16 protein-coding genes and 5 pseudogenes are annotated in these 24,509 nt (G+C 60.5%); 10 read left to right on the top strand and 11 right to left on the bottom strand.

Annotated features, from left to right (window positions below; all coding sequences use genetic code 11):
- Positions 1–482 precede the first annotated feature (482 nt).
- Both ASD03_RS37890 and ASD03_RS19205 read left to right on the top strand, forming a co-directional pair.
- Positions 483–1,747 (top strand): annotated as a pseudogene (locus tag ASD03_RS37890) (type IV secretory system conjugative DNA transfer family protein); the annotation flags it as partial.
- Positions 1,748–1,868: 121 nt separating this feature from the next.
- Positions 1,869–2,273 carry a ProQ/FINO family protein gene (locus ASD03_RS19205; RefSeq protein WP_057215094.1) on the top strand — a complete coding sequence of 135 codons (405 nt, stop codon included), beginning with the start codon at positions 1,869–1,871 and terminating at the stop codon, positions 2,271–2,273.
- 189 nt (positions 2,274–2,462) lie between these two features.
- Here the strand turns inward: ASD03_RS19205 and ASD03_RS39075 are convergent.
- Positions 2,463–2,567 (bottom strand): annotated as a pseudogene (locus tag ASD03_RS39075) (protein-L-isoaspartate O-methyltransferase); the annotation flags it as partial.
- Positions 2,568–2,722: 155 nt separating this feature from the next.
- Entirely contained in the window at positions 2,723–3,505 is a 783-nt protein-coding gene (locus ASD03_RS19200; RefSeq protein WP_057215091.1) for a universal stress protein, read from the bottom strand.
- A 375-nt stretch (positions 3,506–3,880) separates the two neighbouring features.
- Here ASD03_RS19200 and ASD03_RS37880 point away from each other — a divergent pair, with 375 nt between their 5' ends.
- The gene (locus tag ASD03_RS37880) at positions 3,881–4,042 is read left to right on the top strand and encodes an HAD family hydrolase (RefSeq protein WP_234908031.1); all 162 of its coding nucleotides are present in this window, start codon (positions 3,881–3,883) and stop codon (positions 4,040–4,042) included.
- On the opposite strand, the pseudogene ASD03_RS40605 reads toward ASD03_RS37880, so the two are convergent.
- The 5 genes and pseudogenes from ASD03_RS40605 to ASD03_RS19180 form a co-directional block, all read right to left on the bottom strand.
- Positions 4,027–4,110: pseudogene (locus ASD03_RS40605) on the bottom strand (transcriptional regulator); the annotation flags it as partial. The gene ASD03_RS37880 and the pseudogene ASD03_RS40605 overlap by 16 nt on opposite strands.
- Before the next feature lie 68 nt (positions 4,111–4,178).
- A complete protein-coding gene (locus tag ASD03_RS19195) occupies positions 4,179–5,582 on the bottom strand; it encodes an efflux transporter outer membrane subunit (RefSeq protein ID WP_057215088.1) in 1,404 nt (467 codons plus the stop codon).
- A gap of 3 nt (positions 5,583–5,585) precedes the next feature.
- Entirely contained in the window at positions 5,586–8,702 is a 3,117-nt protein-coding gene (locus ASD03_RS19190) for an efflux RND transporter permease subunit (protein WP_057215085.1), read from the bottom strand.
- Positions 8,699–9,847: an efflux RND transporter periplasmic adaptor subunit gene (locus ASD03_RS19185; protein ID WP_162250516.1), complete on the bottom strand. Its 1,149-nt coding sequence runs from the start codon at positions 9,845–9,847 to the stop codon at positions 8,699–8,701. The genes ASD03_RS19190 and ASD03_RS19185 overlap by 4 nt, the downstream gene beginning before the upstream one ends.
- Positions 9,848–9,905: 58 nt before the next feature.
- Entirely contained in the window at positions 9,906–10,553 is a 648-nt protein-coding gene (locus tag ASD03_RS19180) for a Spy/CpxP family protein refolding chaperone (RefSeq protein WP_057215080.1), read from the bottom strand.
- 218 nt (positions 10,554–10,771) lie between these two features.
- On the opposite strand from ASD03_RS19180, the gene ASD03_RS19175 reads away from it, so the two are divergent.
- Together ASD03_RS19175 and ASD03_RS19170 are read left to right on the top strand one after the other, a co-directional pair.
- Positions 10,772–11,497, top strand: coding sequence for a response regulator (locus tag ASD03_RS19175; RefSeq protein WP_057215077.1), 726 nt, complete (start codon positions 10,772–10,774; stop codon positions 11,495–11,497).
- Positions 11,494–12,741 (top strand): ATP-binding protein, encoded by a 1,248-nt coding sequence (locus ASD03_RS19170; RefSeq protein WP_057215074.1) that lies wholly within the window; start codon positions 11,494–11,496, stop codon positions 12,739–12,741. Before ASD03_RS19175 ends, ASD03_RS19170 begins: the two co-directional genes overlap by 4 nt.
- Positions 12,742–12,906: 165 nt before the next feature.
- Here the strand turns inward: ASD03_RS19170 and ASD03_RS19165 are convergent, their stop codons facing one another.
- Entirely contained in the window at positions 12,907–13,596 is a 690-nt protein-coding gene (locus ASD03_RS19165) for a Crp/Fnr family transcriptional regulator (RefSeq protein ID WP_057215072.1), read from the bottom strand.
- Between the two features lie 340 nt (positions 13,597–13,936).
- Between ASD03_RS19165 and ASD03_RS19160 the strand changes: the two genes are divergently transcribed.
- Genes ASD03_RS19160 through ASD03_RS19150 form a run of 3 tightly spaced genes read left to right on the top strand, consistent with a single transcriptional unit; the run spans position 13,937 to position 17,161 of the window.
- The gene (locus ASD03_RS19160) at positions 13,937–14,722 is read left to right on the top strand and encodes a hypothetical protein (protein WP_057215069.1); all 786 of its coding nucleotides are present in this window, start codon (positions 13,937–13,939) and stop codon (positions 14,720–14,722) included.
- A gap of 49 nt (positions 14,723–14,771) precedes the next feature.
- On the top strand, positions 14,772–15,797 hold the full coding sequence (locus ASD03_RS19155; RefSeq protein WP_082557341.1) for a DUF1214 domain-containing protein: 1,026 nt from the start codon (positions 14,772–14,774) through the stop codon (positions 15,795–15,797).
- The gene (locus tag ASD03_RS19150; protein WP_057215063.1) at positions 15,794–17,161 is read left to right on the top strand and encodes a DUF1254 domain-containing protein; all 1,368 of its coding nucleotides are present in this window, start codon (positions 15,794–15,796) and stop codon (positions 17,159–17,161) included. The genes ASD03_RS19155 and ASD03_RS19150 overlap by 4 nt, the downstream gene beginning before the upstream one ends.
- Positions 17,162–17,716: 555 nt before the next feature.
- On the opposite strand, the gene mgtA is transcribed toward ASD03_RS19150, so the two are convergent.
- Entirely contained in the window at positions 17,717–20,269 is a 2,553-nt protein-coding gene (gene mgtA, locus ASD03_RS19145; protein ID WP_057215059.1) for a magnesium-translocating P-type ATPase, read from the bottom strand.
- Between the two features lie 417 nt (positions 20,270–20,686).
- Here mgtA and ASD03_RS39070 point away from each other — a divergent pair, with 417 nt between their 5' ends.
- A complete protein-coding gene (locus ASD03_RS39070; RefSeq protein WP_156407993.1) occupies positions 20,687–20,833 on the top strand; it encodes a hypothetical protein in 147 nt (48 codons plus the stop codon).
- 529 nt (positions 20,834–21,362) lie between these two features.
- Positions 21,363–21,530 (top strand): hypothetical protein, encoded by a 168-nt coding sequence (locus ASD03_RS39065; RefSeq protein ID WP_156407992.1) that lies wholly within the window; start codon positions 21,363–21,365, stop codon positions 21,528–21,530.
- A 41-nt stretch (positions 21,531–21,571) separates the two neighbouring features.
- Here the strand turns inward: ASD03_RS39065 and ASD03_RS40600 are convergent.
- A pseudogene (locus tag ASD03_RS40600) lies at positions 21,572–22,854 on the bottom strand (erythromycin esterase family protein); the annotation flags it as partial.
- 849 nt (positions 22,855–23,703) lie between these two features.
- Positions 23,704–24,225 (bottom strand): annotated as a pseudogene (locus tag ASD03_RS40595) (phosphoribosyltransferase family protein); the annotation flags it as partial.
- Positions 24,226–24,509: the final 284 nt, after the last annotated feature.

Raw genomic sequence — 24,509 nt, 5'->3', positions numbered from 1 at the left:
ACAGGCGCAAACCTAGCCCCTTCTTCAGTCCACGCGTCAGCTCGTGCTTTCGGCTCAACTCCGCCCCGTGTGCCCGATCGACGATCCGGGCGATCTCATTGATACGCTCGATCTTAGCCGCGTCAGCGAACCCTAGCCGGTCGAGCTCTGTCTTGAATGAACGTGGGTCCGAGGTTCCGAAACGCATTCAAGTGCATGCGCGAGCGTCTTTGCTTCCTCAAGCGCCTCTCTTCCAGCGGGATTGCCGGCGAGCACTTCCACGAATTGCGCCTTCTTGGCCTGAGGAATAGCGTTGAATTGCTTCAACATGGCCTCACTGCTTGAGTGAGCCCAGGAACTTCGACCACGTCTCTCCTTTCGCGCTGCCAGGTTTCAGCTTCGCGCTGCGCTCCAAGTCGCCGCTCGTGGACAACCCAAGACAATCCTGCGTAGTCGGTTTCCTCGCGGCATTCATGACGGATGCGCCGATCGCCTCTGTGTTCGGCTCCGCCCGCTGGGCAATGGGCAAGGAACTCCAGAATCTCTCGACAACAGATGAAGGCCTGCTGATCGGCCGCGATCCGACGACGGACAAGTTGCTGCGTTACGATGGGCCATCCCATCTGCTGACCGGCGCCGACGAGAACCGGCAAGGGCGTGGGCACCATCATTCCCAATCTGCTGACAGCCGATCGATCGGTGATCTGCATCGATCCGAAGTTAGAAAATGCCAGAGTCGCTGGTCGCGCCCGTGAGCAATTTGGCCCGGTTCACATCCTCGATCCATGTGGCGTGGCGGGTATACGGCCCGCTGCTTTCAAACGACTTGATATGCTCGATCCCGCTGGTCCTGATGTCGCGGAGGATGCCAGCACGCTGGCCGACGCCGTGGTGTTCGATGAACCCGGCATGGCGGGTGACGCACATTGGAATGAAGAAGCAAAGGCACTGATCGCCGGCCTCATCCTCAAGATCGTCGTCGCGGAATCGCCAGGGCGCCGAAACCTCGCAACGTTGCGCGAATATCTCACGCTTGCCCCGGAGCGCTTCCTGGGCCTGCTCGCTCGAATGCAGGACATGGAAGCGGCCGGCGTTCTTTCGGCCGCGCTGCGCCACACCCACTTTCTCGACAGTCCGCGCATGACGGCCGTGCTTAGCCGATCGGACTTCCGCTTCGCCGATCTCAAGCGCAACAACGCCACCGTCTTCCTCGTTTTGCCGCCTGATCGGCTTTCCACCTATTCCAGGTGGCTGCGGCTGCTGATCACCCAGAGCCTCACTGACATGGCGTGTGATCCCGCACTTCTCACCCGGCCGGTGCTCTATCTCCTCGACGAGTTTGCCGCACTCGGCCACCTGGCACCGGTCGAACGCGCCATGGCCCTCATGGCCGGCTATGGCGTCCAGCTCTGGCCGATCCTCCAGGATACCCATTAGCTGCGCGCCACCTATGGTGGGGGCGCCGGCACGTTCCTGTCGAATGCTGCCGTCCTTCAAGTCTTTGGCGTCAATGATACCGAAACGGCCGAGCTGATCGCGCGCTCGATCGGCAAGACCGATGCGCAGTACATCACCAGGTCCTGGAGCGAGGGCAAGAACTCGTCGTCCGAGCACGTATCGGCGCGTGATCTCATCAATGCCGATGAAATCATGCGACTACCGGAAGACAGGATGATTCCTGCTGCGACAGGGGCAACGGCCGGCCTGGGTTCAGAAGCTTCGGTATTATGCCGATCCGGAGTTCAAGGGTGCGTTCGATCCGACATGAGTGACGAGACCGAACACCTATCCGAAATCTTGGCCTTCACCTTCAGCCGAGATGTTCTCAACCGTGACATTGCCCATATCCGTTGCTACAGGTCCCGAAAGTGACGTGTGAGAAACCATCCATGAGCAAATCGCCGAGAGAGAAATCTGGCCCGGTTGCGGCGCGCGAGATGGACGTTTTGAAAGCCCGGGCGATCAATGCGCTCCTCACCCAGCCGATCGCGATGCTGCCCACGAAGGCAGGCGATCCAATCCGACCATTCGCGCTCGGGCTCTGGAATCAAATCAGGCCACTACTAAGGCCCGAAATCAGCGGCTCGACGCTGCGCCGTGCGACGGGCGCCCATCTCCACTCAAAGAGCTATCATCTGGCGGTCGCGCAGATATTCTCCGCTCGCCACGACATCGGCGGAATGCCGATCGACTCGGTATCGGACGCCGACAGATTGGCGGCTGCAGAGAAGATTGAAGGCTTCAGAAAGCGCGATGAGGCCCGAAAGGCAGCGGCACCTGCGGTTGGCCAATAAAAGAAAAGAAGCCTCATGAGGTGGCGCAAACTGAAGCTCTACAGGAGGGCGGCGTCGGGGGAAAAATCAGGAAAAAGCCCCTTGGCGATTTCACATATCTGAAGTTGATAGATGATGGCGTAGCTCTGCCCCACATTAGGCCGCCTCGAGCCGGCTGAACCGGAGATCAGTTGCCACGCCTCGAGCTGTCCTGTCATTGAGCACCGCTTTGCCGAGTTCTTCGCTTGCAAGGTCGGTATGGATTGCAATCATCTCGAGCAGAACAGCGAGGTGCTTTTCGTTCATTGGCTTCATGAGGGCGGCCTCTCCTCGCATTGTCATCAGCGGCAATAAGATTGCTTTTCGACCGAGGTGAGTTCGTCAACAACACACATGGACGGGATTAAAGGCGGCCCTGCCGGTATCTATGTTTCACCGTTCTGTTAATGGCCAGTCTGCAATGCTGCGATTTAGTGCGACATCAAGACCGGCATGGAAATGTTATTCAGCAGATTGGGCGTCGCGCCGCCGAACACATCTTCGAAAAGCGGCGAGTGGCCATACGCGCCGCAGACGATAAGGTCTGCGCTCTCTCGGTCGAGGACAGCAAACAACGCACTGGTGAAATCTGTTTGCCCCGTATCGCGCCATCCTTCCAAGGCAACCGTTACCCCATGGTGTTCGAGATGACGCTTTATCTCTTGAACATCTGCATTTTGGTCGCTGTAATTGCTCGCGAACACGAACAGGAGAACTTTGCGCGCTGCCTTGAGGATTGGCATCGCGTCGTGAACGGCCCGGGTTGACTCGCGGCTGAAATTCCAGGCAACGATCACCTGCTCGCCGATCGCATCCTCTCCGGTCCAGCCAGCCGGAAGCACCAACATTGGAACCCCAGCTGTCAACAGAACTTCTTTGGGAACTGATGAATTGGAAAGATGGCGGTGGTCGGGATGGGGCTGTGTCGCTACCAGAATATCCGCGGAGTGGGAAAAAAGTTGCTCTGCGGTATGAGCTTCCGGCCTTGCCGCGTGATACTGGAAATCAAGGCCAGCCGCCTGAACTGCCGTGGTGAATGTATCCTCGATAGCCAGCGCGAGATCGTGGCTCTCCCCTTCCTGTGCTTCCTTCGTGCTGATGTCGACGCCGATCAGCCTAGCTTGGTGCTTGGCAGCGACATCAATGGCAGTGCGCAAACGGGCCGCGCAATCTGCTCCAGCGTCCAAATAGACAACGATATCTCGGTAGCCCATAGTTTCCTCCATTTGCGAACGTACAGCGCCGAGTGCTCCGTGGGCTCGCTTCTCCGTCGTAGGACTAGAGGCGAACCCCTTGAGCACCTAATACCCATTGACGCTGCAGGTTCCGGACGATCGCAAAGAAATAACGATATCGTTTGATTCGGTGGCAGCGGTTTGGGGGCCTGTCGCAAATTTTAGGGCTCGCACCAGCCGGCATAGGCTGCGACTCATTTCGCTTCCCAATGCGATGAATCTGAATCCATTGTGCAAACGGAGGTTTGGCATGGATCAGCGACACGGCTTCGCCATCCGACGAGGCGAATTCGTCACCGGAGCCGAACTGGTGGTGGACGGCGGCTATACCGCACGGTGAAGGGAGCTTGATGCATGCAGCTGGACGATGCGCAACTGGCGCTCGAGGTCGCGGGGGTGGGCCTCTTTGCCCGCACCAGCCCGGAACACAAGCTGCGCCTGGTCACGGCCCTTCAGGCAAACGGACTGTCGGTCGCTATGACTGGCGACGGGGTCAACGACGCGCCGCCGATCTGACAGCTCACTTTTCCGGCCTCAAGCTCACGCAAAAAACGTACGCCAACGCCAATCGCGCCGGCAAGTTGGCATGGCTGAGGGAACCTCCTTTCAACACGACCGCCGCGGGAGATCGAATGACCAACGGTCGCACTCCTCAGTTTCCTGTACTCGACTGCTCCAGAGGATTCGTGATTGCCCATCCCCCACCGAGCGCCTCGCACAGTGTGATATAGGCCGTTGCAATCGCCGCCTCGTTCTGCACCAGCTTGTCTTCCGCCGAGTAGAAATCGTCTTGCGCGTCCAGCAGATCGAGGAAGTCCGCAGCGCCGGACTTGTATAGCTCGCTCGACTGCGTGACGGCCTGCTTGTAGGCGACAACGCTCCGGCGTAAAGCCATCTGCCGCTGTCGTTCGCGATTGTAGCTGACGAGCGCGTTTTCCACCTCCTCCACCGCGCTCGCCACCGTTTCGCGATACGCTAGATATTGCTCGCGCGCCTGAGAACGCGAGACGTCTACGAGGGCCTTGCGCCGACCGGCGTCGAAAACCGGTACAGTCAGCGACGGGCCGAGCGCCCAGCCGCCACTATCGGTCGAGAGGCCGGCGATGCGTTCGGCGGAAATAGTGATCGAACCGGAAAGCGACAGGCTTGGATAGAGGTCCGCCTCGCGCACGCCGATATCGGCGACCACGGCCGCCAAGTTTCGTTCTGCACGGCGAATATCTGGCCGGTTGCGCAGGAGATCCGCCGGCAAGCCGGCCGAAATGCTCTGCCGCGGCAACGGCACTGCCCTCCCCTTTGCGAGCTCAGTGCGCATCGTTGCAACCGGAAGGTCGAGCAGCGACGCCAGCCGATTGAGGGAAGCATGCAGCGAGGTTTCAAGCGCGGGAATGTTCGCTTCCGTCGAGGCGGCGCTCCCGACCGCCTGGGAGACGTCCAAGGTGGTCGCTCCGCCGGCTTGAAGCTGAGCCTGGACAACGGTGACCGCCTCTCGTTTTCCGTTGAGCGCCCTGCGCGCCACGCTAAGTCGATTTTGGTACCCGCGCGCCTCCACATAGGAAGTGGCGATATCGCCGAGCAGGGCGAGGCGCGCTGCGCTCAGATCCTCCTGCGCCGCTTCCACCGTGGCTCGCGCGCCCTCGCGGTTGCGCCGATACTTGCCGAAGAGATCGATTTCCCAGCCGCTGGCCAACTCTCCGGTCGCGGTCGTCGACGCTGACTTGCCGCTCGTTTTCGTCGTTTCGGATGAAATCGAGCCGTCGACGTCCGGCAATCCTTCGGCTCCGATCGCCTTGGCGTCGGCCTGTGCCTCGCGAACCCGCTCCAGGGCTTGGGCCACGGTCAGGTTCGAGATCTGCCCTTCCGAGATGAGCCGGTTTATCAAGGGATCAGAGAGCGCCTCCCACCAGCGCGTCTCGGGCTCGACAGCGGACCCCTTTTGCGCCGGTTCCGCGTAGCTGGTGACAAGCGTGGGGTTCGGTGTGGCGTAATCGGGGCCAACCGCGGCACAGCCGCCGAGGAGGCAGACCGCCCCCAATGCGATGGAAAGATGACGCACGGATCAGCGCTCCTGAGCTTTCACTGATACGCGCGGCTCCGTCCCTTCCGGCAGAAGCTTGCCCAGGAGCCAGGCAAGAATGCGCTGGATGTCGTCGAGGAAAGTGTAGACGACAGGCACATAAACCAGACTGAGGACCGTGGACGACAGAAGTCCACCGATGACGGCGATGGCCATCGGTGCGCGCGTTTCCGCGTCGGCGCCGATCCCAAACGCGATCGGCAGCATGCCGGCGCCCATGGCGATCGACGTCATGACGATCGGCCGCGCGCGCTTGCTCGCCGCATCGAGCAGCGCCTCGATGCGGCCCATGCCACCCTCCTGTTCGGCTTTCAGCGCATATTCGACAAGCAGAATTGAATTCTTGGCGGCTATGCCCATTAGCATCAGCAGTCCGATCAGGGCCGATATCCCGATCGCCTTGCCTGTCAGCAGCAGGAAGCCGAGCGCGCCGCCGACGGAGAGCGGCAGGGCGACGAGGATCGTCACCGGCTGGACAAAGCCGCGGAACAACAGAACGAGCGTCAGATACATGAGCAGGATTCCGGCGCTGATCGCGGTCGCGAAACCCGAGAACAGCTCCTGCATGCGGGCCGTATCGCCGCGCGCCAGCTCGTGGACGCCGTCCGGCGGCGACTGCATCGCCGGCAAGTTGCGGATTGCCGCGCTCGCTTCGCCGAGGGTGATGCCCGACAATTCCGCCTCGATCGTAACACTGCGACTGCGGTCGACACGGCTTATCGTGTTCGGTCCGGCATCGAAGTCGATGTCGGCTATCGCGCCGAGCGGCACGGTACCCTTGGTGCCGGTGAGTGGCAGAACCGCGAGCTTGGAGGGATCATCGATCGCTCCGTCCGGCAGCGTCACGATGATGGATATCTGGCGGTCTCCGAGGTTGAACTTCGGTAGGCTCGCGTCGTTGTCACCAATGGTCGCCACCTTCACCGTCTCGGCGATCTCAGCCGGGGTGATCCCAAGCTCGGATGCGCGCGCATTGTCTGGCCGGATGATCAATTCCGGCTTCGTGTTGGTGGCGGTCGATGTCGGATGCGTCAGCCCCGGGACCGACTGCATTTGTCGGAGCAGCGTATCGCTTGTGGCCCCAAGCGCATCGGGATCGTCGCCGACGAGCGTGACGGACACCTTGGCGCCCGAGGAGCCATCGGCACCGAACTGAATGCGGGCTCCCGGTATATCGGCAAGCTTCGGCGCGGCTTGTGCTTCGAATTCCTGTTGCGAAATGTTGCGCTCGTCCGCCGCCACGAGGTTCACCGTGACTGTCGCCGTGCGGACCTCCGAGGAGGAAGACGATCGGTTCGGGCCGGCGCCCGATTCCGCCGCCGTGCCGACAGAGGCAAAGACGCTGGCGACGACCGGATCGCCCTCAAGCCGGTGGGTAATGTCCTTCACGATGGCCGACGTCTGTTCGATGGTCGAGCCCGGCGCCAGTTCGACCGAAATCACCGACCGGCCGCGGTCCGTCGCCGCCATGAATTCGGTCGGAAGCTGCGTGGCCAGCATGATCGAGCCGGTAAAAAATGCGACGCCGGCAAAGAGCGTGATCCAGCGGTGCCTGAGCGCGATGCGCAGCAGCAAGACGTAGGTCGGCACCCAGGCGGGCGCATCCTCGCTGGCATGGCCTCCGGCGCGCATCAGATAGGCAGCCATCAGGGGCGTCAACATCCGCGCGACCACGAGCGAGAAGAGCACGGAGACGCAGACGGCGACGGCAAAGGAGAGGAAGAACTTGCCGGGGATCCCCGGCATGAAGGCCACGGGCAAGAAGACGGCGACAATGGTCGCCGTGGTTGCGACAACCGCAAGGCCGATCTCGTCGGCTGCCTCGATCGCCGCGCGGTAAGCGCTGGCACCAGTCTGGCGCATATGGCGGACAATGTTCTCGATCTCGACAATGGCATCGTCGACGAGGATCCCCACCACCAGCGAAAGCGCCAGCAGCGTGATGTTGTTCAGCGATATGTCGAAGGCCCACATCACTGCGAAGGTCGGTATCAAGGACATCGGCATGGCGACTGCCGAAATCAGCGTGGCGCGGATATCGCGCAGGAACAGCCAGACGACGCCGATTGCGAGCAATGCCCCAAGCCACAGGGCTTCCAGGGCCGCATCATAGCTTTCCTCGACGAAGCCGGCGGACGAGGTCACCTCCGTAAGGGTGACGTCAGCGTTTCCGGCGTCGGCCGCGGCAATCGCCGCACGGACCTTTTCGACGACGTCGAGCTCGCTCGAACCGATTGAGCGATAGACGCTGAATGCCACCACTTCCCGGCCGTTCAGGAACGCGGTCTGGCGCGGCTTCTCCCAGCTGTCGACGACTTGTCCGAGATCGGAGAGCTTTACATCGTTGCCGTTGGAGAGCGGCACGCGCGTTTCGGCAAGCGCCTCGACCGTCTTCGCGCTCCCGACGGTTCTGACCGACTGTTCTCGGCCGCCGACATTGGCGCGGCCTCCCGGCTGGTTGACGTTGATCCTGGCAAGTTGCTGGCTGATATCGGCAGCACTGATACCGAGCGCCGCGAGCCTATCCGGATCGAGCTCGACCCGGATCACGCGATCAACGCCCCCGGAACGCTCGATTTTCGATACGCCGTCCACTCCAAGCATCGTCTTGGCGACGTCGTTATCGATGTACCAGCTCAGTTCATCCGATGCCATGGACGGCGCGTCGACCGTGAATGTCAGCACGGAGTTGCCGGTCGCGTTGACGCGCGTGACGACTGGCTCGGGAACACCGTCCGGCAAGTCTGACTGAACCGAAGACACGGCGTTGCGCACGTCGTTGGTCGCGGTTTCCGGATCGGTGTCGAGTGTGAACTCGACCGTCGTGGTGGACGAGCCTTCACTGACCGACGTCGAGACGTCGTCAACGCCTTCGAGGCTCGCCACGGCGTTTTCGATGACATGAGCGACTTGGACCTCCATCTCGCTCGGCGCAGCACCCGGCTGCGACACCGTCACCGTTACGGTCGGCAAGTCGATATCAGGCTGATTGTTGATACGAAGCTGCGTGAACCCGTAGAGCCCGGCGATCGTCAAGGACAGAAAGAGGACGATGGTCGGAACAGGGTTGCGGATCGACCAGGAGGAAATGGCGTTCATCGGAGTGTCTCGCTACTCGCGGTGTTTGAGGTGTTGTTTGCCGCGATAGGGCTGACGCGGACCGTGTTGCCGTCCGTCAGGAAACCTGCCCCGGCGATGACGACGCTTTCCCCGCCCTCCAGGCCTGAAAGGACGGTGACGCGCCCACTGCTGCGCGTGGCGGTTTCAATTGCTCGTGCCGTGACTTTGCCGCCATCCCCGACAACGAAAACGGACGACGTGCCGTCTCGCCAGATAAGCGCGCTTTCGGCAACGCTCGGCATGCGGCTTACCGCCGTTTCGATCGAAACGCGTGCGAACATGCCCGGCTTGAGCGCGGAACCGTCGGCGATCGACACGCGCACCGTGCCGAGGCGGGTAGTTGCGTCGACCTTCTCCGCAACAGACGAAACGCTGCCTTGGGATACCCTGCCGGACGCATCGGTGACTGTCGCTGCCTGCCCAACCGCGACGGATTGCAGGTTCTTTTCGGGAACCTGCACGGCGACTTCGACTCTACCGTCGCGGATGATCTTCATCAGCTCGGTTCCGTTCTGGACGGTCGCACCGACGACCGCAGGCCTCTCGGAAACGACACCATCGAACGGAGCCCGGATCTCGGTCTGTGCCAGTTCCGCCTCTTTCCGCTCGGCAGCCGCTTCGGCCTGGGCGAGCTGGGCGCGACTGGTCTTGAAGGTGGTCGACTTCTCTTCGGCGCTCTCGACACTGATTGCCTTGCTGACCAGGAGTTTCTGCGCGCGCGCAGACGCCGACTGGGCGGACTCCAGCGTCGCGCGTGCCTGCTCGACCGCGGCCCGCTGTTCGGCGAGTTGCGCTTTCAAGAGCGCGCTGTCCAGCCGTGCGACAATCTCGCCGCTGGCGACGTGGTCGCCTTCCTCGACAAGAACTTCCGCCAAACGCAGCCCGCTCGCTTCGGCGCCGATTGTCGCCTCCTGCCAGGCCTCTACCGATCCGGTTGTTGTCACGAAAATGGCGGACGGGTCCGTGCGGACCTTCTCGACGGAGACCGTCAGTGAAGCCTGGGCCGGGACGGGTTCTTTTCCCGGCGCCTCGCTCGTTCGCCCGTAGGCCTTCAGCACCGCCACAGCCGCGACCGGGACTAGGACCGCCGCAACGAGGAGGGATCTTTTAAGTGACGTTCTCATGGGTATTGCTCTTGTCATGGTCTGCATCAGCAAAGTGCCCTTCCGCCTGGGGACGGCTTCACGGATGGCCCACTTTGTGGCCGCCTGCCGGGCCGGCTGCATCCTCCGGCGCACGCCCCCGGCCTCCCGGGTCGAACTCAGGCCCCCAGGGGTGAAGCGCCGAAGCAAGAATTGCTTGCTGTTCAGGGGTCAAGGTGGTGCGGAGCGCCGAGATGGCCAACTTGAGCTTCTGCGCTGCCTCCGCGCGCTTGACGAAGTCATCGGCGAGGGCTTCCTCACGTGCAAAAGGCCCCTTCGCAGCGTCCGAAGCGAGTTGGGGCGGGCCGCCAGGCATGGCTTCCGGGCGCGACTCACGCGGATCGAAGTGGCGCGGCCCCGGCGGAGACAGGAGCGCCTGCAGGGCGCTGGTGAAGTCGCGCCATGCGTTCAGTTGCTCGGCACGAATTCCGATGCGTGTCTCGAGGATCGCCAAACAGGCGGCGAGCGCCGCTTCAGGTGGCACATCCAATCCAGGCATCTGGCGCCCAGCTCGCCCCTCGAACCGACGCGGCCCTGGTGGGACGAAGTCGCCATGCCCTGCCCGCTCCAAGGTTTGGCCAGCCTCTTCGACGACTGCAGTCTGTTCGGCGGCCAATGCCGTCTGTGCGGCAGCAACCTGAACCACGGCGATGGACGCGGCGCCAAGCGCCCGAAATCCGTTTCGCATGATGTGTTTCCTTTCCACGTGTCTGTGACGAAGGGAGAGGTAGAACGCATCCATTTCCGGCGTGCTTCGAGCTGTGTCTCAAGGTTTCTCGTTTCAGGAGATTTGTTGCTGAACTTTGCTGGGCGATCGACGGAAACATTCGGTTGCAAATTTCCATGCGAGACCCTTGGCTCGGCCCTATAGTCACGGCTGGTAACAGGGACTGAATGATACGGACGATGCAGACTCAGCCGCATATTCTTGTCGTCGACGACGACGGCGAAATCCGAACCTTGCTTGGACGCTATCTCGATGGGCAGGGATTCCGCGTATCCTCGGCCGCCAACCGCGCAGAATGCGAGATGAGGCTGGCCACGGGCCATTTCGATCTGGTCGTCCTCGACGTCATGCTGCCCGATGGCTCGGGACTGGACATCTGTCGCGCCTTGCGCAATCGCAAGCCGCATATCCCGGTGATCCTATTGACCGCCCTGAAGGAGGATGTCGACCGCATCATCGGGCTTGAGTTCGGCGCGGACGACTATCTCGGCAAGCCGTTCAACCCGCGTGAGCTCGTCGCGCGCATTCGTGCCGTGCTCCGCCGAGCGGTCATCGGCCAGCACGACGCTCCGACCAAGCGCAGCTATCATTTTGCCGTATACACGATGGAGCCCGAAACGAGGCAGGTGACAAACGCGGCTGGAGAAAACATCGACCTTACCGGCGCCGAATTCGAACTCCTCCAAGTGTTTATCGAGCGGCCCGGCCGTCTCCTCTCTCGCGATCAACTCCTCGATCTCACCCAGGGACGTGGGCGCGATCCGCTCGACCGGTCGATCGACGTTCTGATGAGCCGGTTGCGGCGCAAACTCGGCGACAACGAAGGATCGCCTCTGTTCAAGACCGTACGGAACGGCGGCTACCAACTGACCGTGCGCGTCGAAGCCGTGGACATGTCCGAATGACCTCGCTCAGAATGCGCATTGCGATCCTGCTGATCGCTTCGATCGTCGGCGTCGTCGGGCTGGCGACGCTCGCAGTTGTAAGTGTTATTCGCGGCCCGGCGCCCGAAGCGACCGTCGAGCCGCTGGCCCGGCAGATCCGACTTCTCACCGAGCTGCTTCCAACCGTAGCAGCAGGCAGACCGCAGCCGGATATTGATCTGCGCGACCGACGGGCCGAAGGCGAAGCGGATGAAAGGGCGACGCAGTTCCTCAACGAAGCTTTCAAGAAAAGCGGTAGCGCACTTTCCGCCGTTGTGGCGCGCGCCGTAGGAAGGCCCGGCATCGTGGCGTCCGTTCCGCTTGCGAACGGCCAGTGGCTGATCCTGGATGTTCCCGACTATTCGCCGCCGCGCGATCGCTGGTTGGTGCTGTCGGGCTGGATCATCCTGATTGTGCTCGGCGCCACCGCCGTCTCACTCTACTTTGCTGCCGTGCTCACACGACCCGTGGCGATGCTTGAAAAGGCTGTAGCGCGCATTGGGCCAGACGGCGTTCTCGCTCCCCTCTCGGAAGAGGGCTCGAGCGACGTCCGTGCCACCGCACGTGCCCTCAATCGGCTTTCGTCGCGGCTCAAGTCGGCGATGGAGAGCCGGATGAGGCTCATTGCGGCGGCGGGTCACGATCTGAGAACGCCCATGACCCGCATGCGGTTACGCGCCGAGTTCCTGCCAGACGAGAACCGCGAAAATTGGGTGAGAGACCTCGATGAACTCGATCGCATCGCCGACAGTGCCATCAGCCTTGTGCGCGAGGAAATCGACGAAGACAACCTGGAACCCACGGCCTTGGACGGTGCGGTGCTGGGCGTTGTCGAAGAACTCGCCTCCCTCGGCTTGAAAGTGGAGGCGGGCCGCATCGACAAAGTCTCAGTGCGCGCCGGCGGGCTCGGCCTGCGCCGCGCGCTCAGAAACCTGATTGTCAATGCCGCCACCCACGGCCAAGGCTGCCACGTTGACGTCACGGTGGAAAACAACGAGGCGATCATCACGATCGCCGATCGAGGACCCGGTATCCCGTCTGATCTTCTCGACAAGGCCTTCGAGCCCTTCTTCCGTGTCGACCCCGCCCGCCGGCAATCGGTACCTGGAGCAGGTTTGGGACTCGCGATCGCCAAGGAAATTATCGAGCGGAACGGCGGATCGATTACCCTGTCCAATCGGGCAACGGGCGGTCTGCAGCAGAGACTCGTGTTTGATATCGACTAGTTAGGTGCCTGTAGTGGCGTGCAGCTACCCATGTGAGAGCTACAAGGAAAACGAGGGGCCACTGCTGACTTTCAGGCAATCGTGCCTTCGACGATACGAGACTTCAATCCGCCGCCTTGAGTGGAATCGGATTCCAGACCGTGGCTGGCACTATTCTCGTTTTTACTACTCCGAGCCATCTCCGTCGGAGAACCGTCTTAGCGCTTGCGGATTTATGATAGTCACAGAACGATAGGTGTAGTTTACCCAACCTGCCCTTGCGAAACTCCGCATTGCTCTGTTGACCTGCTGCCGTGATGCATTTGCCATGACGCCAAGGTCGCTTTGGGACAACGGGATGGCCATGTCGCCGAGCCAACCCGCTCGCTGAACCACGGACGCGATTCTGCGTTCGACATTGCGCTTTTGCAGATCATGAATAATACGGACAAGAACATCCACGGTTAAGACTGTGTTCAAGCCCACCGCACGCCATACGCCAGGATTCCGTGCCGCCATCTGCTCCAGGGCGTCCAGTGGCACATGCATCATCCAAGCGTCACCAAGAGCTTTCAACTCCACCCTGCGCGGTTGGCCGGTCAGAAAAGGACCTTCACCTGTCCATGCGCCCGCCATTCCGAGATGGATCAGACGGGGGATCGCGTCGGAGGGCGCTGAGTTGATTGTGAGAGAACCGGCGACAAGACCATACATTCCGCCAGGCGCATCGCCATATCGATAGATGATTTGATCGGGAGCGAACTTCTGCAAATGCGCGTGGCGCAGCAGCTCCGTCCGAAATTGCTCGGTCATACTCGCGAGCCAAGGGCCTTGGCTCATGACCTGTTCTGCCTTTTCTCGTGTCAACTCCAACATGGTCTCTCCAAATGCCACGATCCGGACAGAACGTCTTTCGCTGATCAAACACAAAATTTCGTAAACTGTCTGGATCCGGACAATCTTTCGTCATCGCATATGCAGAGTGGGCTCATCGCCAACGGTCGACGGGGTTACATACAGCTTGAGCTCTTCAATTGCGTCACACTACCGCAGCAAGGAAATACCGCGCCCCTCCGGTGTCTTCACCATGAGCATTCGACGCGGAGAGCAATCCTACGCCGACCAGCCTCCGGAATGGTTCGCAAATCGGTCGACACTCCTGTTACCGAAAGCGCAAACCAGAGCGCAAGCTATGCTCAATGGCGGAGCCAGGTCGATGAAAGCTTGTCTACTAGCGGCGGCAGTGTTGATCACTGTCGTGCAGGCTTCGTCCGCGAACGCTGCGGACCTTCAGCAGCCATTCATTGTCCCCGAAGCCAAGGCTGCAAGTGAGGGCTGGACCTTTGCGGCAAGCCCTTATTTTTGGGGCGCCGGCATCTCTGGTGATATCGGGCAGTTCGGTCTACCCGCAGTTCATCTTGAGTCGGATTTCGGCGACATCCTGAAGGATCTCGACGTCGGGTTCATGGGGATCGGCGAAGCGCGTTACGATCGGTTCAGCGTCTTTGGTGACGTCATCTACACCAAGGTGTCGTCGGAGGCTGCCACTCCGCTCGGTGTCGTCACGAGACGGGTCGACACCACGTCGGAGACATTCGCCGGGCTGATCGGTGTGGGTTATGCCGTCTTTCAGGATGGCCGCAGCAACGTCGACGTCGTGACCGGGGTGCGCGTCTGGCATGTGAGTACAGAGCTCTCTTTTTCCGGCGGGCTTCTAGGTGGGATTTCGGGCCGTGACAGCGCCACATGGGTGGACGCCATAGCGGGCATTCGCGGTCGGTATTTCCTGACGGACCACTTCTATTTCAGCGCCTGGGGTCTGGTCGGGGCCGGACAGGCGGATCTTGATTGGGATCTCGCCGCCGGCGTCGGTTACGAGTTCAGCGACAGGATCTCAACCATCGCTGGCTATCGCGCACTCGGCGTCGATTACAACCACGACCGCTTTATCTTCGACGCGGTGCAGCAAGGTCCGATCCTCGGACTGGTCGTGCGCTTCTAACGTTCGTCGGTCAATCCGCATCTTTCAATTTCAACTTTGGTGGGTTTCCATGTCTCTTGCAAAAATGAGCTTCTCGACGATTGCGGCGGCAGCACTGCTTGCTGCGCCTCCGGCTTCTGCCGACCCAATCCTCGTCAATAGCGACAACTTCGTGCGCGCTGAGAGCGACCTTTACTTCTCTGGTATCGCCGCGAACGGTGGCTTCGGGAAGTTCGATCACACGCGCGAAATGGCACCGCTCGACAAGCAGACAATCATCCGTTTGAACCGGGACACTCTTTATTCTTCCGCCGTATTCGATCTCGATGCGGGACCTGTGACGATTGACGTGCCGGATACCGACGGCCGATTCGTGTCGCTTCTGGTGATCGACCAAGACCATTATGCCCATGGCGTATACTATGGGGCTGGCTCGTACACCTTGACGCGCAACGACATAGGTACCCGCTACGTCGTGGCTGCCTTTCGCTTTTTCGCTGATCCTAATAGCGCCGAAGATATGAAGAAGGTTCATGCGCTTCAGGATGCGGTTACGGTCAAGCAACCAGCAGCGGGTAGTTTCGAGATCCCCGAGTGGGACGGCAAAAGCCGGGACAGGACCCGCCGCGCGCTCCTGGATCTCGGCGCGTTGCTCCCGAACACCGCGAAGATGTTTGGATCGCATGACGAAGTAGATCCGGTCCGGCATCTGATTGGAGCAGCACTTGGATGGGGTGGAAACCCGGACAAGGACGCGCTCTATCTCAACGTGACGCCGGAAAAGAACGATGGCAAGGGCATCTATCGGCTGACTGTGAACGATGTTCCCGTAAAGGACTTCTGGTCGGTGACGGTCTACAACAAGGACGGCTTCTTCACGCCTAACGAGTTGAATGCCTACTCGCTGAACAACGTGACCGCGAAGAAGAGCGCCGACGGGTCTTTCACGATCCAGTTCGGAGGCTGCGATGGCAAGGTCGCCAACTGCCTGCCGACGCCCGAAGGCTGGAACTATATGGTGCGCCTGTATCGGCCCGAGACGCGAATTCTCGATGGAAGCTGGAAATTCCCGGTTGTGGAGGACGTGAAAAGATGAAGCGCCGCACCTTTTTGCAAGGCACCACTGCACTGATGCTGCTGCCGTCACTTCCGGCTTTCGCGCAGGATGACATCAGGGCGATCGCCCGTGAGGCGTATATTTACACCTATCCGATGGTGAAGAACTACCTCACCATGTATCAATACGCGCTGGAACCGGGCGGCAGCCAATATAAGGGGCCACTCAACACTCTGGTCAGCATCGCCAGGGTCTACACGCCTGAAGATACTGCAATCATCACGCCGAATTCCGACACGCCCTATTCCTTCATCGTCTTCGATCTGAGAGCTGAACCTGTCGTCGTGACGATGCCGCCGATCGAGAAGGACCGCTACTATTCGCTGCAACTCATCGACCTCTACACCAACAATGTTGACTATCCGGGTACCCGGGTCGACGGCAATGACGGCGGCGATTTTCTGATCACCGGCCCCGGCTGGAAGGGCGATATACCGAAGGGCATCAAGCGCGTGATCGAAATGCCGACCACGCTCGCCATAGGCATCATCAGGACGCAGCTCTTCTCGCCCGACGATCTCGAGAAAGTGAAAGAGATCCAGGCGGGCTACAAGGCCGCGCTGCTGTCAGTCTATGCGGAAACGCCGGCTTCGGCTGCTCCTCCGTCCGTCGACTGGGTGCCTATCTCGGACGAGTTGATGGTCACGGACTACTGGTCGCTTGCCGCCTTCCTGTTGCAGTTCGCTCCACCTTATTCGGGTGATGACGCGCAGCGGGCAAACCTTGCCAAGCTTGGTATCCGTGAAAGAGCAGCGTGGCCCGGAGCGGATCTTTCACCAGAAACTGTAACGCTCATGAATGGCGTGGCGGTCGCGACGGAAAAGGAGATTCGCGACGAGGCTGCCCGGCTGACGGATTCGTCCAAGATATTCGGTACGCCCGAATTCATGAAGGGCCGGTTCATGGTCCGCGCCGCCGCGGCGCAAGGCGGCATCTACGGTAACTCCGTGCAGGAGGCGCTTTATGTCATCTATGCCTTCGACGCACAGAAGGCGCCACTTGACGGTCGGACAGGAAGATGCACTCTGACCTTCACGCCCGAGACGCTTCCACCGGTTGACGCCTTTTGGTCGCTAACCATGTATGACAGGCCCAAGCAATTCCTTGTCGACAACCCCATCGACCGTTACCTGATCAACTCGCCGATGTTTGCCGGACTCAAGAAGAGCGACAACGGCCAGATCGTCCTCTACCTTCAGCACGAAAGCCCAGGACCGGAGCTGGAATCGAACTGGCTCCCCGCCCCGAGCGAAATCTTCTATGCGGTCATGAGGCTCTATCTGCCTAGGGCGGAGGCGTTGGACGGGCGTTGGACACCGCCCCCGATCGAAGCCCTTGCGTGACAAATGTAGATCAAGGCGACCTTCGATCGCGTGGCCGATCAATCCGCAAACAGGATTGACGAACTCCTTCCCAGGAACCCGCTCCCCTGCGGTCAACCGCGCCACGCTTACGCATCGGCCCAGTCCAGTTGATACCTTATGCAATCCTAGATCGCACAAATCGGAGACAAGCACAGCACGATGCCCGTGAAGCCTTCCCTTGACGGCAAGAGCAAGCGCCTTCTTTTGCTGGAGATCAGGAGCTGCATCTATTAGCGCCAGACGAATCCGAAAGGCGCGTTCTTCTGGAGTTGCTAGACCTTGAGAACGAAAAGCTGGCTGCGGCGCTTGCGGCACAAGCGAAATTGCTGCCTGCTTCGGCGTAGAGGGTCTAACCAACACCCGCAGTAGGGATGCCGGCTGGAACCACATCCCGGCCCGTGAAAAAAAGTGCGATGTGGCAGCATGATAAAGATTACATCTGGTCCTCGCGGATGCTCGCGAAAAGTTGGAGGATTGGCGTCGCCCCCACAACGGGATCGGCCTCATTCGGCGATCGGTTGCGCAGCATCCCGCTCAAGTCGAATTCTCCAACCGGAAGTACCGCGCTTTCACCATTTCTGTGGCCAGGATGTATCCGAGCACGATGACGACGATGGCGGCTAGCTGGGCCGTTGAGAGCGGTACGAACCCGAACACCGACGGCAGGCCTCCAAGGAACGGGATGGCGAAAGTCGCGATGACCACCGCAACGGTCGACCCCAAGAGCAACTGGCTGGGTTTGCTGCGGAAAGCGGGCTTGTGGGTGCGCAAGACGAGCACCACCGCCAGTTCCGTCAGTAGCGAGATCATGAACCACGACGTCTGAAAGGTCGCCTCATTCGCATGAAAAACGAGGAGCAGGACGCCGAAGGTCAAGAGATCGAAGACTGAGCTGATCAGCCCGAAGACGATCATGAATTTCCGAATGTCCTTGATGTTCCAACGCTGCGGACGCAGCACCCGCTCCGGATCGACGTTATCACTGGAGATCGCGATCGAGGGCACGTCGGAGAGGAAATTGTTCAGAAGGATCTGCTTGGCTGCGAGCGGCAGGAACGGCAACAGAGGTGTCGCCAGCGCCATGCTGATCATGTTGCCGAAATTCGCGCTGGTCGTGATCGAAATATATTTCAGCGTGTTGGCGAATGTCTGCCGGCCATCTTCAACGCCGGTGCGGAGGACGTCCAGGTCGCGGCTCAAGAGGATGATGTCGGCGCTCTCGCGCGCAACGTCGACCGCCTCTTCGACGGAGATGCCGACATCGGCCGCATGAAGAGCCGGCGCGTCATTGATCCCGTCGCCGAGATAGCCGACCGAGTGCCCGGTCCGCTGGAGCGCGCGCACGATCCGTTCCTTCTGCTGGGGATCGATCTCGACGAAGAGATCGGTCCGCGGCGCGAGGTGCCATAGCGCCTCGTCTTTCAATGTCGCCAGTTTTTCGCCGGTCAGCATGGACTTGGCGTCCAGTCCGACGGCCTCGGCGAGATGGGCAGTCACGTAGCGATTGTCGCCGCTGATCACTTTGATGCGGATGCCAAGACGGTTGAGGTCATGGATCGTGCGTTTCGCATCCGCCTTGGGAGGGTCATAGAAGACAAGGAAGCCGCAGAAGGTCATCTCGCGTTCGTCGTCGCGGTCGTAATCCGCCTTTATTGCGACCCTGCGGGTGGCAAGCGCGAGAACCCGAAATCCTTCGGCGCCGCTGGCTTTGAACAAGGTCTCGAATTCTGCCCGCGCTTTGGCATCCAGCGGAACCTCGACGCCATCGCGATCGAACGAGGAGCAAATGTCGAGCACGTTCGAAAACGCCCCCTTGGTCACGAATAGGTGCTGGGTTGATGTTGCCCTCTCCGCCACGACGATCGTCAGCCGACGCCGCATGAAGTCGTAGGGGATCTCGTCGATCTTGATCAGACCGCTCGTCGTCAGGCCGGCGCTCTCGCCTGCCGCCACAATCGCCGCATCCAGCGGGTTCTTGATCCCGGTCTCGAAAGCCGCATTCAGGAAGGCGAGCCGCCGAACCTCTTCCGAAGGACGGCCGGCAGCGTCCAGCACATCGCTCAGAACGATGGTGCCCTCGGTCAACGTGCCGGTCTTGTCGGTACACAGGATGTCCATGCTGCCAAGGTTCTCGATAGCGTCGAGCCGCCGCACAATGACGCCACGCTTGCTCATGGCGCGTGCGCCGGCCGAGAGGGTGACGCTGATGATGGCGGGCAAAAGTTCCGGCGACAATCCGACAGCCAAAGCCACGGCGAATAGCAGCGACTCGACTACCGGACGATCGAGCAGCAGGTTCACCGTCAGCACGAACAGGACGATCACGACCATCACGCGGATGAGCAGGTAACCGAACTGCCGCACGCCGCGGGCGAAGTCGGTTTCAGGCTGACGCGCCCGCAACCTGGCGGCAATCGCGCCGAACTCGGTTCGATGGCCTGTCTTGACCGCGAGCACCTTTGCCGTGCCGCTGCGCACCGATGCGCCCAGGAATACCGAATTTGTCCGTTCCGTGATGGGCGCGTCCGGCCTGACGGTCCCCGGGCGCTTCTCGACCGGGAAGGACTCGCCGGTCATGCTTGCCTCGGTGACGAGGAAGTCCGCCGCATCGATCACCACGCCGTCCGCTGGAACGAGATTACCAGCCGACAACAGAATGAGATCACCGGGAACGATCGTGCTGACGGAGACTTGTTGCTCCGCTCCATCGCGAACGACGCGGCAGGTCAGTGAGAGGCGTTTCTTCAGTTCCTCGACTGCGGTGGACGCCCGGTACTCCTGAAAGAAACTCAGCAGCGAGCTTCCCATTACGATGGCCAGAATGATTCCGGCATCGACCCATTGTTTCAGCACCAGAGAGATTGCCGCGGCGAAGGCCAGGATGAGAACAAGAGGGCTTTCGAACTGACGCAGCAGGAGCCGTAGAGCATTCAGATGCACCGCATCCTCGACGCTGTTGGGGCCGACAAGGGCAAGCTCAGCGGCAGCGCCATCGGAGGTGAGACCGACCGGGCCGGATCCGAGAGACGCCGCTAACGCGGTCCGGTCCTGGCTCCAGTAGGGAGCGTCAGCACTTGCCTCGCCCATCCAAAGGTCCGATCATCATGAGCTATTGGTGCAAAGAATTCTCATATTACGCCAATAAAAGCGATGTCGCACCGGCAGAGGTCCGACAACAGTCAAACAGCGAACACGGCTCCGCATCTCGGTTTCGTGGGGCAATTCTGATTCCGTCCATATGTCATGACGAGCGCGAAATTGTCCCAAGCAACTCGCGGCGTCCGCTTTCCCGGAGAAGCGGCTCTTCGTCGATTGATGTTGTTGGGTCAGTAACGGGTCAGAACTACCGGTTCAGGCTGCGCGGCGGAAAGGCAGAGGGGGTCGAACATCCGGCGCGGGATCAACAGCACGGCTGCTAATATTCTTGACGTGCCGTAGCCGGACCATCGCGCCGTTAGCACGGAATTACTAACCCTGCGCGGGCCGCGCGGCATTGGAGGGCGCATGAGCTTGTTGGAACTGGGGCGTGCTCGACTGGACATGGTGCTGCCAGGCCATCGCGAGCAATTGCGGGGTGCAATGGACCATCGCATCCATTTCGAGGCCTACGCATTGGCATCGACGACACTCGACATCTCGAGCGAGAGATGACGAGACGTGAGGACTTGATACATGAGTACCGTCAGATCTGCCTAGATTTGCAGGCGGAAGTGGTGACGATACTCACGCTGAGAACGGGATAAGTCGTAACGCCGTCGGGGCGGGCACGCCGTCTGCATCGCGCGAGAGACAAGCGCCACAGGCGCATACTGCGTTTGTTCCCTAATTTAAGGAGTGGAATTGCCTGCGTTCTGTTGCAACTGGTTGCGCGTCCCGCTTACCGCGATGCGGGGGGCGCGTAGGGATCTGGGAGAGAGGCCGCGAGTGCAGCCTCTCACCCTTGATGGTTCGTTTACAGGGAGATTCGACCGCCGCCCGACTTCCCTTTGACCATCCACGGCGCAACCGCGGGAGCATTCATGAGTATGCCCTTCCTCTTTGCAAATCGGCGGAACCTTTTCGCCGTGGTACCGAGGTAAGCTTGCGGATCGTGCATCGAAGACCGGCATTTCTTTTGAGGCACAGCTCGCCATCGAGGCGGTTTTATGCGCGCTTATTGAGGCCGTGCGATGGGAATTACATGCTCGATCTTGATCAATCGGTTTGCTTCAAAAAGGCGGTGGACTCCGCCCGCGACGCGGGCGCCGAGATTGCGGTACTCACGGCGATCGAACGCGTCAGAATGCTTTCAATTAATCCCGAGCAAGAGCAATGGCGAAAACATCAAACTCACGGTAATCAAGTTTAGGGGCCAGACCCATTTCATATTTTTGGTCAATTTGAATGACATTACAGGCCGAAAGGATAGGTTTCATCCTCCCCGGCGGCCACTTGCGTCGGCAAGGGGATCACGGCGCTAGTCTTGTCGAACCATACGAAAGCATCGTACTGATCGGGCAGTGATGCGTAACTGTAGTGGCTCCAGCGCTCTGTCTCCGGCCGATAGACAACCCCTATGTAACGTTCAAGGCGTGGGTCAGCCATGGCACGGCGAAGGTCGTCGTGCCGCCCAGCGCGAAGGTCGAGCAGGAAGCGGTCAGTGCCGACCTCATGGCATAGAGCCTCGTAACTGTCGGAGCGCGACGGGCGCACCGTCTTTATCTCCATTGGCGCGTCCCATTCCGAAGCTGCGGCGACGGTACCAGTATGCGTGCCAAAGCCTATCAGGGCGGTATCTTCTCCATAGGCCTGTCTGCACAACTGGCCAATGTTCAGCTCGTTTCGCTCCATCCCCATATCTGTGAACGAGCATCCCCGACGTGGGAGTTGTGTGCCCAGACCACCGCCTTCGCCCTTGAACCTGCCCAGGCGAGGATATTTTGTAGCGTATTGAACATATGCTGGTCACGCTGGTTCCAGGACTCATGGGCACCGTAGTACATGGCTCGATAGTAGCGTTCCGCATCGGCCACAAGGTGGGCATTCTCCATAGCGTCAAAGAACTCCGCGCCATCCTTTTCTGCGTAGTGGAGTTCCTTCTGCAAGAGGTCGACGAGAATGCGTGTCACAGGCCGTTCGCATAATGCGTAGCCCTCGGTCAGCGATGCGCGGCCGTAAGCTGCTGGCTCTCGCGACCATGGCGACAGGCAAGCGTAGCGCGCGCGGGCCACCGCCGCGGCCTCTGGATCGACGCGATCGAGGTAGGCGAGCACCGCGGCGATCGACGCCGTCATGTTGTAGAGATCGAGGCCGTAGAAACCGACCTTATCGTTGGGCAATTTTGTTGCGTTGTGATTGCGCAGGAAGCTGACGAAGGCATCAACATCCTTGTTGCGCCACATCCAGGTCGGGAACCGGGAAAATGGCGTTGAATTCGTCGGCTGATGCGGTCTGCGCCGCACATGGCGGTCTATCGTAGCGGCGTCAGGCCAATCAGCCTCGACCGCAACAATGGTGAAACCATGCTGCTCGATCAACCGGCGCGTAATGGCGGCGCGCGCCCGGTAGAATTCCGACGTGCCGTGAGACGCTTCACCAAGCAACACGACACGGGCATTGGCAAATCGGTCGAAGGCAGTGGCGAAATCTGGGTCATCCAGCGAGGGTAGCGGCTCGGCGGCCGCCCGTATGATGGCCACCGTCGGGATATGCTGTGCTGGCGGCGTCCGCGCTGGCGCAGGCATTCGTCCGGATGCCGGCAGCGTCAGATAATGCGCGAACCAGACGCTGGCCATGTCGGTCACGGTCGCCAATGCGCCAGTCTCCTCAAACAGATGTGTGGCGTTGGGAACGATTCTCAGCAGTTTGTCACATCTTAAGACGGCCAGTGCCTTGCGGTTCAGTTCAAGAACCTGCCGGTCGTCGCCGCCGACGATAAACAGAGTCGGCGCCTCAACCTCGGCCAGTCGTGGTCCTGCAAGATCGGGGCGGCCACCGCGTGACACCACCGCTGCTACGCGGTCGCGCAGTTCGGCGGCCGCCAGCATTGCCGCGCCGGCGCCAGTGCTTGCGCCGAACAGACCCAGTGGCAAGTCTGCAATATCTGGCTCGGCTCCGATCCAGATCGCAGCTTCGAGCAGGCGCTCCGCGAGCAAAGGTATATCGAAGACGTTCCGGCGATCTTCGGCCTCGTCCGCAGTCAGCAAATCGAGAAGAAGAGTGGCAAAACCCTCGGCGTTCAGCCTGTCGGCGACCGCAGTGTTTCGCGGACTAAGGCGGCTTGAACCGCTACCGTGGGCGAACAGGATGATGCCTCGCGGGTCCGCTGGCACGCTTAGATCACCAAGCAGGCCGAGCGGTGGTACCGATATCTGGCGCTTCATGGGGCTCGTGGCAGCTTGATCAAACTCAGCCCATCCCTGACGCAGCAGTCCGATCGTTTCTTCATCAGTTAGCTGGTGAAAGTCCTGGTAGAATGATCCCACTCCCTGGAAGTTCTTGGAAGGAAGAAGGCACACCACAACGTCGGCGTGCTGACGCATCTCGGCGAGCGTTTCTTCGGGTGCGACCGGAATGGCGAGGATGACGTTGACAGCTCCTCGCGTTTTAGCCGCGATGAGCGCTGCCTTTGCCGTGGCCCCGGTGGCGAGACCGTCATCGACAATGATGGCAGTGTGTCCGGTCGGATCCACTGGCGCGCGATTACCGAGGTATAGCGTGCGGCGGCGCTCGAGTTCGGCAAGTTCGCGCAGTTTTGCGCGCTCCAGATAGATGTCGTCGGCCCCGATCAGCCTGCGAATGTCCTCGTTGATGACGGTCGCAGGGCTTGCACCGTCCACAATAGCACCAAGCGCCACCTCGGGTGCTCCGGGCACACCGATCTTGCGCACGAGAATAAGATCTAGAGGTGCGTGCAGCGCACGCGCGATTTCTAGTGCGACCGGCACGCCGCCGCGAGGAAGCGCGTAAATGACGGGGTGGATCAGGTCGAGGTCGGCCAGGCTGGCCGCCAATTGACGTCCTGCATCGGATCGATCCGAGAACTGGAAAGAAGATCGTATCATAGGAACACCATATTCTTTGGACGCCGAGCTGCATTGACCAGGATCAAGGCGTTTGCTGTCGCTCCTTGTTTTGCCAGTGCTGTTTTTCTCTTCTCGACTGGAGCTATTTCGCCTGGGAGCGGGCTGGCTGCGCCCAATCTTCATTGTCGCGGTAAATTTGCCCCAATTGATCCAGCGCAAACAAAGTCGGCGCGACATTCGGCATCTTAGCCATCACTAAAGGATGGAGACTACGATGAATGACAACGCTGGCAGCACTGGCTGACGCTCGTGGGACGGTCCGA

The organism is Ensifer sp. Root127, from assembly GCF_001425225.1.
GTDB lineage: Bacteria > Pseudomonadota > Alphaproteobacteria > Rhizobiales > Rhizobiaceae > Ensifer > Ensifer canadensis.
This window is presented reverse-complemented; position numbering and strand designations above follow the sequence as displayed.

Coding starts and splice junctions, on each gene's coding strand:
- ASD03_RS19170 (WP_057215074.1), top strand. CDS start 11,494: ATGACCTCGCTCAGAATGCGCATTGCGATCCTGCTGATCGCTTCGATC.
- ASD03_RS39070 (WP_156407993.1), top strand. CDS start 20,687: ATGAGCTTGTTGGAACTGGGGCGTGCTCGACTGGACATGGTGCTGCCA.
- ASD03_RS19190 (WP_057215085.1), bottom strand. CDS start 8,702: ATGAACGCCATTTCCTCCTGGTCGATCCGCAACCCTGTTCCGACCATC.
- ASD03_RS19175 (WP_057215077.1), top strand. CDS start 10,772: ATGCAGACTCAGCCGCATATTCTTGTCGTCGACGACGACGGCGAAATC.
- ASD03_RS19160 (WP_057215069.1), top strand. CDS start 13,937: ATGAAAGCTTGTCTACTAGCGGCGGCAGTGTTGATCACTGTCGTGCAG.
- ASD03_RS19200 (WP_057215091.1), bottom strand. CDS start 3,505: ATGGGCTACCGAGATATCGTTGTCTATTTGGACGCTGGAGCAGATTGC.
- ASD03_RS39065 (WP_156407992.1), top strand. CDS start 21,363: ATGCTCGATCTTGATCAATCGGTTTGCTTCAAAAAGGCGGTGGACTCC.
- ASD03_RS19180 (WP_057215080.1), bottom strand. CDS start 10,553: ATGCGAAACGGATTTCGGGCGCTTGGCGCCGCGTCCATCGCCGTGGTT.
- mgtA (WP_057215059.1), bottom strand. CDS start 20,269: ATGGGCGAGGCAAGTGCTGACGCTCCCTACTGGAGCCAGGACCGGACC.
- ASD03_RS19150 (WP_057215063.1), top strand. CDS start 15,794: ATGAAGCGCCGCACCTTTTTGCAAGGCACCACTGCACTGATGCTGCTG.
- ASD03_RS19205 (WP_057215094.1), top strand. CDS start 1,869: ATGAGCAAATCGCCGAGAGAGAAATCTGGCCCGGTTGCGGCGCGCGAG.
- ASD03_RS37880 (WP_234908031.1), top strand. CDS start 3,881: ATGCAGCTGGACGATGCGCAACTGGCGCTCGAGGTCGCGGGGGTGGGC.
- ASD03_RS19185 (WP_162250516.1), bottom strand. CDS start 9,847: ATGAGAACGTCACTTAAAAGATCCCTCCTCGTTGCGGCGGTCCTAGTC.
- ASD03_RS19165 (WP_057215072.1), bottom strand. CDS start 13,596: ATGTTGGAGTTGACACGAGAAAAGGCAGAACAGGTCATGAGCCAAGGC.
- ASD03_RS19155 (WP_082557341.1), top strand. CDS start 14,772: ATGTCTCTTGCAAAAATGAGCTTCTCGACGATTGCGGCGGCAGCACTG.